Source organism: Arthrobacter endolithicus (genome assembly GCF_026627425.1).
Taxonomy (GTDB): domain Bacteria; phylum Actinomycetota; class Actinomycetes; order Actinomycetales; family Micrococcaceae; genus Arthrobacter_M.
This window is the reverse complement of sequence record NZ_JAPNLH010000015.1, coordinates 24,844-37,391: the sequence shown is the minus strand read 5'-3', so window position 1 is coordinate 37,391 and position 12,548 is coordinate 24,844. Positions and strand designations below refer to the sequence as shown.

Genomic DNA, 12,548 nt, shown 5'->3' with positions numbered 1-12,548 from the left:
GTCGCCGGGACGCGAATTTTCGCGGCCCTGACAACGCCCCACCAACCCTCCCTAGTGCAGACAGGTACGTGCCATGAAGATTCTGGTCATCAACCCCAATATCAGCGAGAGCGTGTCCGCGCTGATTCGAGCCGAGGCGGAGCGTGCCGCATCCCCGGGTACCGAGATCATTGTCCGTACCGCTGCGTTCGGCGTCGAATACATCGAAACTCGGGTTGAGGCGCTGCTGGCCGGCACCGCCGTGGCGCAGATCATCGCCGAGGAGGACGGCAACATAGACGGCGTGGTCGTGGCGGCCTTCGGGGACCCGGGAATGCCGGCACTGAAGGAACTCGTCGATATTCCCGTCGTCGGAATCACGGAGGCGGCCATCCACACGGCGGCCCTGCAGGGAAGCCGGTTCTCCATCGTTGCCATTTCCCAACGGATCCAGGCCTGGTACCGGGAATGCGTGGAGCGCAACGGGATGGGCAGCAGCCTCGCCTCAATCCGCTCGCTGCAGGATTCACTCGGCAGCATCGGCTCCGTCCAGGAAGATTTCAAGGACAAGCTGCTGCAGCTGGCCCACGACGTCGTCGACAAGGACGGGGCCGACGTCGTCATACTGGCGGGTGCACCGCTCGCCGGCCTGGCGCGGGAGATCGGCGGCCAAATCCCCGTCCCCGTCGTGGACGGCATCTCCGCCGGCGTGAAGCAGTGCGAGCTGCTCGTCAGCCTCAACGGCGGCACCCACCGAAAGGGCAGCTTTGCCCGGCCGCCGCTGAAAACCAACGCAGGACTCTCTGCGGACATCACCCGCACCCTTGACCGGGGCCCGAAGACCAGCCAGAAAGTTCGGTAGCACCATGACCGTGGATCTCCTCATCACCAACGCCACCATCGTCAATGCAGACAGCACCATAGAAGGCCATATTGCCGTCAGCGGCGGCCGGATTACCGCCCTCTACGACCCCGCCACGTCCCCGGAGCGCCTGCCGGCGGCCACCCGGACACTGGACGCCGCCGGCCGTACCGTCATCCCCGGCGGAGTGGATTCCCACGCCCACGTGGAACAGGTGACCGGCGCCTATAAATCCCTGGACACCTACGAGACCGCCAGCATCGCCGCGCTCTGGGGAGGCACGACGACGATCATGGACTTCGGTATTCCGGCGGACTCGAGCGAAACCCCCCTTGAGGCCGCGGAAAACAAGATGCGGCTCGCCGAAGTCTCGCGCTGCGACGTGGCCCTGCACGGCGCCGTGATCGACTGGGACGAGACCGTCCCCGCGCAGCTGGACCGGCTGGCGGAACTTGGCATCCGCTCCGTCAAGATGTACACCACCAACCGCGGCTCCACCATGGCCAACGGCGACACTATCGTGAAGGTGATGCGCGAAATGGTGCGGCTGGATGGTCTCACCTACATCCATGCCGAGCACGATCCGATCATTGTCGACTGCCTGGCGCAGCACAGCTTTGATGAACACGGCGCCTCGGTGCCTGTTCCCGCCGGACGCCTGCACCATACCCGGCCGGAATTGGCGGAAGCGGCCTCCGTAGCCGAAGTCCTCTCGATGGCTGAATACACCGGGGCGCCCGTCTACTTTGTGCACCAGACCATTCCGGAGGCCGTTGCTCTGGTCCAGGACGCCAGGTCCCGCGGGCTGGAGGCCTACTCCGAGACGTGCCCGCACTACCTCACCTTGGATGAAGCGGTCTACGCGTCCGAATTCCCGGAAAAGTTTGCCTGCTGCCCGCCTATGCGCAGCCGCGAAACGGTGGCGGCCCTGCTGGAGCGGGTTAAGGCCGGGGAAGTGCACACTATTTCCTCGGACCACTCCTGCTATGACCTGGCGCAGAAGCAGTCCCGGAGCGAGGATGTGCGGTTCATGCCGCACGGGCTGCCGGGCATCGAGACCCGGATGCCGGTTGCCTTCACCACGCTCGTCATAGAGCAGGGCATGGCCATCCAGCAGTTTGTTGAGCTGTTCGCCGCCGGGCCGGCGCGGATCAACAAGTTGCCAGGCAAAGGCATTATCGCCCCCGGCTACGACGCGGACCTGGTCATCTTCGATCCGGACGACGTGCGAACGGTGGACGGAAAGGCGCTGCATATGGGGACCGATTTTTCACCCTTTGACGGCATGGAGCTGGCCGGCTGGCCGGCCACCGTGGTGATGGGCGGGCGGGTGGTGCTGCACGCCGGCGAATTCACCGATCCGGGACCCACCGGCCGCTTCCTGAATCGTTACGACACACACAAAACTGCCGCTTTGGCCGGAAAGGCTCTCTAATGTCAACACGTCCCGTACGGATCGGCATGATCGTACCCTCCTCCAACACTTGTCTGGAACCGCAGACCTACCGGATCCTGGGCGACCGGACCGACGTCACCGTCCATTCCACCCGGATCGGCGTCACCCGCATCGCCCTGGATGCCGGCTCCGCCCAGCAGTTCGACTTCCAAACGATGCTGGACGCGGCCGAGCTGCTCAAAACCGCCGAGGTTGACGTGCTGGCCTGGAACGGCACCGCCGGTTCCTGGCTGGGAGCGGACCACGACCGGGAAATGGTCCGGCAGATCACTGCGGCCACTGGCATACCGGCAACGACGTCCACGCTGGCCTACCTTGATGCCTTCCAGGCTTTCGGGATCTCCCGGATAGGGCTGGTCACCCCCTACACCCAGGACGTCAACGATGCCGTGATCACCAGTTACCGGACCGAGGGTATTTCCGTCGTCGGCGAGAGGCACCTGGGCCTGAGCGTCAACGAATCCTTCGCCCGGGTTGATCCGGCCGAGCTGCTGGCTCCGTCGAAGGAACTTCTCAGCGACGCCGGCGCCCAACTTCAGGCGCTGATCTACCTGTGCACGAATCTTTACGGCGCGCCCATTGTGGCCCAGATGGAACGGGACCACGGTGTTCCGGTCCTGGATTCGGTTGCCGTGACCCTGTGGAAGTGCCTGTCCCTGGCCGGGGCAGCCGGCCTGGATTTGCAGTGGGGGCGCCTGCTGTCGTGATCACACCCTCCCGACGCACCCATCCGCACGCGGCAGCACTGGACTTGGCTAACATAAAGAGCAAAGGACACATCACTACATCGGTACGCCAGGACAGGACAGTTTTGCCATCTCTGAGCGAAGGCACCCTCCGCGAACAGCCGCTACGCGAAACGGTCCGGGACCAGATCCGGCAGCGGATCTACAACGGCCGGTACGCACCCGGCATCCGTCTGATCGAACGCGACCTGGCCGCGGAGTTCGATGTCTCCAGGCTGCCCATCCGGGAAGCACTGCGCATGCTCCGTGAGGAAGGCCTGGTCACCGAACGGCCCACCCGCGGGCTTGTCGTACGGGAACTGACCCGTGCCGACGTGGAGGAGCTCTTTGACGTCCGTGAAGCCTTAGAAGGGATGAGCTGCCGCCTGGCAGCCCAACGGGCCACGGACGCGGACCTGTCGGCCCTGAAGCAGATCCTGGACGACGCGAAAGACGCCACCGCGCGCAAGGACGTCGGCGCCGCCCGCGAAGCCAACGGCAAATTCCACGACGAGATCCCGAGGCTGGCCCACAACGAATTGCTCCGCAATATCCTGGAACCGCTGCACGGACGCCTGCAATGGCTCTTCCGCCAGACGGACGACTTGGAGCTGCTCTGCAGCGAGCACGAGCAGTTGCTGGATGCCATCGCCTCCGGGGACGCGGAATTGGCGGCCAAGGTCGCCGAGCAACACGTGCGCTCCAGCAGGCACCGGACCCTGCACGCGTTATTTCAGCGGGCGCAGTAGCAGCACTGCAGGACAGCGCGAAGGCAGAAGCCCGTGGCGGCTGCTGATTCGGGGGTGCCCGGTTATCCCGGCACCCCCGAATTGTGCAGGCCAGTGAGAAGCTGGCCGGCAGCTACTACTTAGAGCTCGACGTAGATCCTGAGCAAAGTGCGTTCGCGCCGGTGCCGGAGCCGCTGTTCTTGGAGATCGATTTGCCGTCAACGAGAATTTCGCAGCTGACCTGTCCGGCCGTAGCGTAGTCGCCGGTCACAGTGAGGGAGCTGATTTCGAATCCTTTGGCCGTGACGGACTTTTTCCAGTCTGCCGTGATGTCTTCCGTTGATGTGCCGCCCCCGGTCCAGTAGGAGACGTGGGCGGGGCCAGCGGAGGTGACGACGTAGTCGATCTGGTGCTCGGCATTGACCGACTTGTCGATGCTGCTGACTGCAATGCTGATGACGATTGTGACGATGATGGCCACAACAATGGCGATGGCCCCAAGGATGAGTCCGGCAATCGATGTGCCTTTTTTTGCGTGTTTGCGCGTTAGACCGACGATGGCGAAGACGATGGCCAGCGGACCGAGGATGAAGGCAGCTATGCCTGCAACCGGAATGAAGCAGAAGACCATTGCAATGATGCCCAAAACGAGAGCGACGGTACCAAAAACGTTGCCTTTGGCAGGGCCTACGGGTGCAGGTGCCGGCAAAGGTTCGTACACGGGTGCGATTGGTTCAGACATGGTGGGTTCCTAAGAAAGGGCGAGTGAAGAGGCAAGAGGTCCGGGCGCAAAAGATTCACGGTTCCCCCTGCTTCCCGCCCGGTTCCGAGGGGTAGCCCCCGGCTATGATTCCTCGCGCCATTTTCCGATGAGAATCAGACGGCGGAACCTAGCTTGCTTACTTCTGACCATCGGCACGGAACTCGCATTCGTAACAAACAAAACGGACGACATGGCTACCTTTAAGCCGAACATAAGAATTCCGGCCTTTAGCGCTGGCCCGGCCGCGAAACGTAGCGCCTACATGACCAAATCGAAGAGCACGGGTTATGAGCCTTGACAACCTCCGCCGAAGCAGGTTGACTGACGGCTACTAAATCGATCTAGTGAATCACGTCACGGCGGCAGCACGCGGGGCAGGTGATAAACCAGTGGCAGTCACGATCAGCGACGTCGCCAGGGCGGCGGGGGTGAGCAGGGGTGCGGTCTCCCTTGCGCTCAACGGCCATGCGGGCGTGGGGAACCAGACCCGGCAGCGGATTCTCAATACCGCGAAGACGCTGGGCTGGACGCCCAGTCTGCGCGCGAAGAGCCTCCGGTCCGCAAAGGCGTACGCCCTGGGTCTGGTGATTGCCCGGGAGGCCAAGCTGCTGGGCTCGGATCCGTTCTTCCCGTCATTCATCGCCGGAGTTGAGATGACGCTGGAAAAGCATGATTACACGCTGGTGCTGACGGTCGCCACCGAGCCGGGTGCCGAGGAGCGCAGTTACCGCAAGCTTGCCGACGGGGGCCGCGTGGACGGCGTGATCCTCAGCGACGTGCGCCACGACGATTCGCGCATCGCCTTGCTAAGCGGGCTGGGGCTGCCGGCAGTGACGCTGAACCGGCCGGATACGCCGTCGCCGTTTCCCGCGGTGTGCATGGACGACGCCGTCGGCATCACCGCCGCGGTCGAGCATCTCATGTCACTGGGCCACACGCGCATCGCGCACGTTGGCGGCGAGCAGGCGTACCTGCACGGCCGCAGCCGTCGCCGGGCTTGGGGAAATGCGCTGACAGCAGCCGGACTGGACGCGGACCTTTTCGCGGAGGCGGACTTTACGGCACCGGGCGGCGTGGCGGCCACGGCACGGCTGCTGGCGCGCAAGAACAGGCCGACGGCGATCGTCTACGCCAACGATTTGATGGCTACGGCGGGGCAGTCCTACGCGCAGGCGCACGGGTTAAATGTGCCGGGGGACCTGTCCGTCACCGGATATGACAATGCGCAGTTCGCGCGGTATCTGAATCCGCCGCTGACCACCATTGCTGCGGATCCGCTGGCCTGGGGACGGGAAGCAGCGGCCATGCTGCTGGGCCAGGTGAAGGGAACGCACGACGGCGGCGACCTGGTTCTCAGACCGCCGCGCCTTGTGCTGCGCGGCTCCACCGCAGTGGTGCCGAAGCACGTAGCTGCCGTCGCCGAGGACCGCTCGCAAATTTCGACAGCAGGGATTTAGCCAGGAATCAAATCATCGTCAGGAGACGCAATGAAACGCACCACTAGCAGTGTCCGGATTATCTCCATGGCGGCAATCGCTGTCTTGGGCGCAGGGTTGGCAGCCTGCGGCGGCGGCGGTGGCGGTAATGCCTCTGCGGCCCTTACGGCCAAGGGACCGATCAAGATCTGGTACTCGAACAACGAGTTTGAGGTCAAATGGGGCAAGGAGATGGTGGCTGCCTGGAACGCGGCCCATCCGGATGAAAAGGTCGATGCGCAGGAGATCCCGGCCGGAAAGAGCTCCGAAGAAACCATTGGGGCAGCGATCACAGCCGGGAACACGCCGTGCCTGGTCTTTAATACGGCACCGGTGGCCGTCCCGCAGTTCCAGAAGCAGGGCGGTCTTGTGGCTCTGGATTCCTTCCCGGATGGCGCCCAGTACATCAAGGACCGCACCGGAGACCTGGCTGACCAGTACAAGTCAGCGGACGGAAAGCTCTACCAGCTGCCGTGGAAGTCCAATCCTGTGGTGCTGTTCTACAACAAGGACCTGTTCGCCAAGGCCGGACTGGATCCGGCGAACCCCAAGCTGGGCACAGAGTCGGAACTGCTGGACACGGCACGTACGCTAGTCAAGTCCGGAGCCGCGCAAAAGGCCATCTGGCCCTCGCCGGCGGGAGATTATTTCCAGTCCTGGTTCGACTTCTACCCGTTTTACGCTGCCAATACCAAGGGAACGCAGCTGATCAAGGACGGCAAGGCGACCTTCGACGACGATCAGGGTAAGCAGGTAGCGTCCATGTTTGCCACGCTCTACAAGGAGAACCTGGCCTCTAAGGAGGTCTACCAGGGCGATTCCTTTGCGGAAGGCAAATCCGCCATGGCGCTCGCCGGTCCGTGGGCAATCGCCTCCTACAAGGACAAGGTGAACTGGGGGTCGGTGCCGATCCCGGGGACGGAAAAGCAGGATAAGTCCTATACCTTCTCCGACGCGAAGAACGTGGGGCTGTACTCATCCTGCAAGAACCAGGCGACGGCCTGGGAGGTGCTGAAATTCGCCACCAGCAAGGACGAAGACGGCAAACTGCTCTCTGAGACCGGCCAGATGCCGATGCGCAAGGACCTGCCTGCCACGTACGCGGCCTACTTCACCGCGAATCCCCTATACAAGGACTTCGCGGACCAGGCCAGCCGGACCGTGGAAGTTCCCAATGTGACGAACTCGGTGCAGATCTGGCAGACGTTCCGGGACGCCTGGAACAAGTCGGTGATTTTCGCCAACCAAAGCATTGACGATGCGTTCAAGGGTGCGGCGGACAAGATCAACCAACTCGCGGCGCAGAAGTAACGGGTGATCGGCCATGTCACTTCGTTCCGCAAGCGGCGCATCCCGCCGGGACGGCGCAGTGCCGCCGACCGGGCCGGAGGCGGGTGCGCCGCCGTCGGCCGGTAAGCAGCCGGCAGGCAGGAAGACACTGCGGCGCAGGCCCGGTCGCCCCGAGATCAAACAAAAGTTCCGGCCTCTGGGTAAGCAGCCGCTAGGCCTTCTCTTCAGTGCCCCATACGTGATTTTTATTCTGGGGGTGCTGGCGTACCCGCTGGGCTATGCCGTGTGGATCTCCTTCCATCAGTTCTATTTCACCGCTCCCGGCGTCCAGGTGGATCGGCCGTTCGTGGGAATCGCGAACTACATTACGGTGCTTTCCGATCCGGTGGTGCGGCGGTCATTTTTGAACATTCTGGTGTTCATGGTGATCAACGTCCCGCTGACCGTGGGCCTGTCCCTGATCCTGGCGAATGCGCTGAACCGCATCACCAGGCTCAAGACTTTCTTCCGGGTCAGCTACTACGTTCCCTATGTCACGGCCAGCGTCGCCGTGATCGGCGTCTGGCTTTTCCTGTTCCAGCAGAACGGCTTGATCAACTCGCTCCTGGGTGTGCTGGCGCCGAACCCGTCCTGGCTGGTGAATTCCTGGCTCGCGATGCCGACGGTGGCGCTGTATGTGACGTGGAAGCAGCTGGGGTTTTTCATTCTGCTGTACCTGGCCGCACTGCAGAACATTCCGGAGGAGCTGTACGAATCCGCGTCCGTGGACGGCGGCAACAAATGGGTGCAGTTCTGGAACATCACGGTGCCCGGGGTCCGCTCCGCCAGCGTCCTGGTGACCCTGCTGGCAACCATTACCGGCGCCAATCTCTTTACCGAGCCATATCTGCTCACCGGCGGAGGAGGGCCCGATGGTGCCTCGAGCTCTCCGGTATTCCTGATGTACCAGAAGGGCATTCTGCAGGGGAATCCGGACGTCGCGGCGGCGCTGGGCGTGGTGTTGGTCCTTGGCGTTCTCGTGATTGCGCTGATTCAGAACCGGCTCGTTGGCGGCAGAAGCGGGGAGGAATAACATGTCGATCACCTCGAAAAGAGCGTCGGTGGACAAACGCCGGAATCTGAGTGTAGGCAGTTTCATCCTGCTGGCCCTCGGAGCCTTCGTGTTCCTCTTCCCCTTCTACTACATGCTGATCGGCTCGCTGCAGACCTCCCCGGACACCTCGGTGGGCGGGGCCTTCCCGGAGCCGGGCAACATCACGGGGGAAAACTACGTCAACATTAACGGCTCCATCAATCTGTTCAAGGGTCTGGTGAATTCGGGCATTTTCACCGGCGGGGTCATCCTGGCCACTGTGGTTTTCGGCCTGCTGGTCGGCTACGCTCTGGCGCAGATGCAGTTCCGAGGCCGCGGCGTGGTGTTCGCCATGATGCTGCTGGTGCAGATGATCCCTTTCCAGCTGCTGCTCATTCCGCTGTACGTGATGATCGTCCGCGACTACGGCCTGGGCGATAACTACCTGGGCATGATCCTGCCGTTCGCGATCAATTCCACCGCGGTGTTCGTGTTCCGGCAGTATTTCATGCAGCTGCCGTCCACTTTGTTCGAAGCGGCACGGATCGACGGTGCCAGCGAACTGCGGATCCTGTGGCAGGTTGCCATCCCGCTGGTCCGCCCGGCCATTGTCACCGCGATCCTGCTGACCTTCATTGGCCCCTGGAACGAGTTCCTGTGGCCGTTCCTGGTCACCAAGGACCAGTCGCTGCAGCCGTTGGCGGTCTCGCTTGCCAACTACATCTCCAACATTGCCGCCACCGCGTCCAACCCGTTTGGCGCCATCCTGGCCGGCGCCTGCGTCCTCGCGGCACCCGCCGTTGCGCTCTTCATTTTCTTCCAGCGGCAATTCATCTCCACGAATCTCGGATCCAGCGTAAAGGGCTAATGAGTATGAGTTCTTCACCTTCAGCGTTGCCGGCGGTCCCCTTCACACTGACCCGCAACGGCGTCATTATGGTGCCGCAGGAGGGCAACGACTTCGAGGCGGCTGGCGTGCTTAACCCTGCCAGCGGATGGACGCGGGAGGGCGAGCTGTATCTGCTGCCCCGGCTGGTGGCCGCCGGCAACGTTTCCCGTGTGGGGCTGGCCAAAGTGGTCATGAACGACGACGGCGTCCCCGCTTCCGTGGAGCGCGAAGGTATTGTGCTGGCACCGGATGAGGGCTGGGAACGTGGCCTGCAGAATGCCGGCATTGAGGATCCGCGTGTTACATGGGTCCCGGCACTGGACAGACATTTGATGACCTACGTGGCGTACGGGCCGCTGGGGCCGCGGCTGGCTTTTGCCTGGTCCGAGGACCTGCGCTCCTGGCACCGGCTCGGTCCATGTTTCTTCGAGTACCAGGCGGATCTGTCCATGGATCTGAATCTGTTCCCGAACAAGGATGCCGTCTTTTTCCCGGAGCCGGTGAATGACCCCGACGGCGTCCCTTCCTACGCGATGCTGCACCGGCCGATGTGGGACCTTGGCTGGGTCCGCGACGGCGAAGGTGAGCACCTGCCCGCCGGTCTGACGGACAACAGGCCGGGCATCTGGATCTCCTATGTCCCGGTGGCAGAGGTGCAGCGGGATTTCCGCAACCTGGTGCACATGTCTAAGCACCGGCTGGTGGCGATGAGCGAATTCCCATTCGAGGAACTGAAGATCGGCGCCGGCCCGGCGCCCATCCGGGTCAAGGAGGGCTGGCTGCTGATCCACCACGGCGTTTCCGGGGAAATGGCGAAGTCCGCCTTCGCCCTCCAGCAGAAGGTCAATTACGCGGCGGCCGCCATGATCCTGGATGCCCATGACCCGTCCAGGGTGATCGCCCGCAGTGCTGAACCGCTGCTGGCGCCGGAAACGGCGGATGAAAAGTCGGGGATTGTGCCCAATGTGGTCTTTCCGACCGCCATCGAAGAAGTTGCCGGCCAGCTCTTCGTTTTCTACGGCATGGCCGACTCCAAGATTGGAGTCGCCAGGCTCGATCGGATCTGACCCCCGCCGCGCGCCGGTCCGCCCGGCAGCGTCCGCAGGGAGATTCATTACTTAGCACCTTCTCAGGAGGCAGATATGGTTCGCGTGACCGCTATTTCACGAAGAATGACCAAACCGGTGGCGATCGTCGCCGCTTTATCGATGCTGCTGCTCGGGGCGGAAACGGCCGCCGTCGCGTCCCCGGCACCCCAGCTGACGGCCGCGCCACAGGCACCTGCGCCGCCGTCGTCCGTCCCGTTGACCAACCTGGCCCATCTGAACTTTCTGCTGGATGCGGTCTCGCTAAAACCCGTGAGCGGGCACACCACATACCAGCTGGAGCAGCAGCCATCCGCGCAGGCGCCGTGGACATATGCCAACAAGAACGTTGATGGCAGCTACACGCGGCTGGGCGGCGGCACCCTTGACAATGCCACCGGCTACTGGAGCCAAGGGGCCTATAACGCCGACGATATTGCCCGTACGGCCGTGGTCTACCTGAGGCACTGGCAACAGACCGGGAACGCTGCCAGCCGGGAGCACGCCTTCCAGACGCTGCGCTCGCTGACGTACCTGCAGACCACAACCGGCCCCAACGCCGGCAATGTGGTGCTCTGGCAGCAGGCCGACGGCACGCTGAACCCGAGCGCCAAGCCGGTGGAGCTGCCCGATCCGTCGGATTCGGCCGAGTCCTACTGGCTGGCCCGGACGGTATGGGCCCTTGGTGAGGGGTACGCGGCGTTCAAATCCGCAGACCCGCAATTCGCTGCCTTTCTGGCCGACCGGCTGCACCTGGCGCTGGCTTCCCTCAACCGGCAGTCGCTGGCCAGGTACGGGCACTTCGACGTGGCCGACGGCGTGCAGGTGCCGGCGTGGCTGATCACCGGGGGCGCGGATGCCTCTGCGGAAGCGGTGCTTGGCCTCGCCGCGTACGTCACCGCCGCTCCCGGCGACGACAGCGCCAACACCGCGTTGCGCGAGCTGACCGAGGGCATCGCGAAGATGTCCTCCGGCTCCACCCGGCAGTGGCCTTTCGGCGCCATCCTGCCCTCCGTCACCTCCCAGTCCCTCTGGCATGCATGGGGCGGCATGGCCCCTGCCGCCGTCGCGACGGCGGCCCCAGTGCTGCACCGGCCGGACCTGCTGGCCGCCGCGGTTAAGGACTCCGCACAGTTCACCCCGCAGCTGCTCGCCGCGGGCGGCCCGGACAACGCCTGGAGCCCGACGCCGGGCGAGGCGCAAATTGCCTATGGCGTGGATTCGCGCGTGGAGTCCCTGGTGGCGACGGCGACGGCCAGCAATGCGCCCGGGCTACTGGACGTGGCGGCGGTTGCCGCGGCCTGGTTCTTCGGGGCCAACCCCAATGGTGCCCCCGCCTACAACCGGGCCACCGGCACCGCCATCGACGGGATCGAATCGGACGGCCGGATCAACCCCAACTCCGGTGCCGAATCCACCATCCATACGCTGCTGAGCATGCTCACCCTTGACGCGAACCCTTCGCTTAAGGACAAGGCCCTCGCGATCAATAAGACGGTCAGCTCCCATGGCCTCAGCGTGGTGGAGGCAGAATCCGGCAGCATTACCGGCGGAACCGTGGTGAAACCGGCCGCCGCCTGGACCGGGGAGGCGAATATATCCGGTGGAGCATATGTCTCCCTTGCCGCCGGGGGATCAGTAGCCATCCCGGTTCCCGCCGACAACCAGCCCCGGAACGTCTACCCGATCGGGAACCGCAGCATCGCCCCGGCCGGGAATACTTCGTGGACGTCCGGGCGCACCGTGCTCGGAACAACGCCTAACGGCGGCGCCGGAGCCCAGGGAGTGACCGGGGCACCGGGGATCCTCTACCCGTTTGCGCTGGGTTCGCCGCTGCCGGCCGGAAACGCGGCGGTCGTCGTCGGGCGTTCCAACGGGACCGCAGCCATCGATGCGCTGCTGCTCCAGCCGGAAATCTCCTCCGTATCCGTGAGCGGGCCCGGCGGCGACTCGAGCCTGTACGTCAGTGCCGCGGCACGCACCTCCTTTCACCGCGTTGACCTGCCGAAGGGGTTCAAGCTGCAGCAGCAGGCGTTTGACTCCTCCGGCCGCCCTGTCCCAGCCGGGCCGAATGCCAACGGAGCGGACCACTCCGGCCGGGTCGAGGTGTTCCCGGGCGGGTTTACCTGGGTGACGCTGGTACAAAAGTAGCGCTGGCGCCTGCCGGAAAGGTCGCGGCAGGAGGGGATGTTCGGAAGGTCCATGGCTTTGTCATTTGGGGGAG

General features: G+C 63.9%; 11 protein-coding genes. 10 read left to right on the top strand and 1 reads right to left on the bottom strand.

Features of this window, described 5'->3' with window-relative positions:
- The first annotated feature begins 73 nt into the window (after positions 1-73).
- From OS914_RS13350 to OS914_RS13335, 4 genes are read left to right on the top strand one after another with little or no spacing between them, the layout of a single operon-like run.
- Complete coding sequence (locus tag OS914_RS13350; protein WP_267546552.1) at positions 74-841, top strand: aspartate/glutamate racemase family protein; 768 nt, start codon at positions 74-76, stop codon at positions 839-841.
- A 4-nt stretch (positions 842-845) separates the two neighbouring features.
- Positions 846-2,276 (top strand): dihydroorotase, encoded by a 1,431-nt coding sequence (locus OS914_RS13345; protein WP_267546551.1) that lies wholly within the window; start codon positions 846-848, stop codon positions 2,274-2,276.
- Positions 2,276-3,004: a maleate cis-trans isomerase family protein gene (locus OS914_RS13340; protein ID WP_267546550.1), complete on the top strand. Its 729-nt coding sequence runs from the start codon at positions 2,276-2,278 to the stop codon at positions 3,002-3,004. Before OS914_RS13345 ends, OS914_RS13340 begins: the two co-directional genes overlap by 1 nt.
- Positions 3,001-3,771, top strand: coding sequence for a GntR family transcriptional regulator (locus OS914_RS13335; RefSeq protein WP_267546549.1), 771 nt, complete (start codon positions 3,001-3,003; stop codon positions 3,769-3,771). Before OS914_RS13340 ends, OS914_RS13335 begins: the two co-directional genes overlap by 4 nt.
- Positions 3,772-3,886: 115 nt before the next feature.
- Here the strand turns inward: OS914_RS13335 and OS914_RS13330 are convergent, their stop codons facing one another.
- Entirely contained in the window at positions 3,887-4,492 is a 606-nt protein-coding gene (locus OS914_RS13330; protein WP_267546548.1) for a hypothetical protein, read from the bottom strand.
- A 410-nt stretch (positions 4,493-4,902) separates the two neighbouring features.
- Here OS914_RS13330 and OS914_RS13325 point away from each other — a divergent pair, with 410 nt between their 5' ends.
- The 6 genes from OS914_RS13325 (at position 4,903) to OS914_RS13300 (ending at position 12,475) form a co-directional block, all read left to right on the top strand.
- A complete protein-coding gene (locus OS914_RS13325; RefSeq protein WP_267546547.1) occupies positions 4,903-5,970 on the top strand; it encodes a LacI family DNA-binding transcriptional regulator in 1,068 nt (355 codons plus the stop codon).
- Between the two features lie 30 nt (positions 5,971-6,000).
- Entirely contained in the window at positions 6,001-7,299 is a 1,299-nt protein-coding gene (locus OS914_RS13320; protein WP_267546546.1) for an ABC transporter substrate-binding protein, read from the top strand.
- Between the two features lie 13 nt (positions 7,300-7,312).
- Positions 7,313-8,350 carry a carbohydrate ABC transporter permease gene (locus OS914_RS13315; RefSeq protein ID WP_267546545.1) on the top strand — a complete coding sequence of 346 codons (1,038 nt, stop codon included), beginning with the start codon at positions 7,313-7,315 and terminating at the stop codon, positions 8,348-8,350.
- A 1-nt stretch (position 8,351) separates the two neighbouring features.
- The gene (locus tag OS914_RS13310) at positions 8,352-9,218 is read left to right on the top strand and encodes a carbohydrate ABC transporter permease (RefSeq protein ID WP_267546544.1); all 867 of its coding nucleotides are present in this window, start codon (positions 8,352-8,354) and stop codon (positions 9,216-9,218) included.
- Between the two features lie 5 nt (positions 9,219-9,223).
- Positions 9,224-10,306 carry a glycoside hydrolase family 130 protein gene (locus tag OS914_RS13305; RefSeq protein ID WP_267546543.1) on the top strand — a complete coding sequence of 361 codons (1,083 nt, stop codon included), beginning with the start codon at positions 9,224-9,226 and terminating at the stop codon, positions 10,304-10,306.
- 75 nt (positions 10,307-10,381) lie between these two features.
- Entirely contained in the window at positions 10,382-12,475 is a 2,094-nt protein-coding gene (locus OS914_RS13300) for a hypothetical protein (RefSeq protein WP_267546542.1), read from the top strand.
- Positions 12,476-12,548 lie beyond the last annotated feature (73 nt).

Bases quoted from the DNA above. Each gene is read 5' to 3' on its own strand.
- OS914_RS13350 (WP_267546552.1), top strand. From the start codon at position 74: ATGAAGATTCTGGTCATCAACCCCAATATCAGCGAGAGCGTGTCCGCG.
- OS914_RS13345 (WP_267546551.1), top strand. From the start codon at position 846: ATGACCGTGGATCTCCTCATCACCAACGCCACCATCGTCAATGCAGAC.
- OS914_RS13340 (WP_267546550.1), top strand. From the start codon at position 2,276: ATGTCAACACGTCCCGTACGGATCGGCATGATCGTACCCTCCTCCAAC.
- OS914_RS13330 (WP_267546548.1), bottom strand. From the start codon at position 4,492: ATGTCTGAACCAATCGCACCCGTGTACGAACCTTTGCCGGCACCTGCA.
- OS914_RS13320 (WP_267546546.1), top strand. From the start codon at position 6,001: ATGAAACGCACCACTAGCAGTGTCCGGATTATCTCCATGGCGGCAATC.
- OS914_RS13315 (WP_267546545.1), top strand. From the start codon at position 7,313: ATGTCACTTCGTTCCGCAAGCGGCGCATCCCGCCGGGACGGCGCAGTG.
- OS914_RS13310 (WP_267546544.1), top strand. From the start codon at position 8,352: ATGTCGATCACCTCGAAAAGAGCGTCGGTGGACAAACGCCGGAATCTG.
- OS914_RS13305 (WP_267546543.1), top strand. From the start codon at position 9,224: ATGAGTTCTTCACCTTCAGCGTTGCCGGCGGTCCCCTTCACACTGACC.
- OS914_RS13300 (WP_267546542.1), top strand. From the start codon at position 10,382: ATGGTTCGCGTGACCGCTATTTCACGAAGAATGACCAAACCGGTGGCG.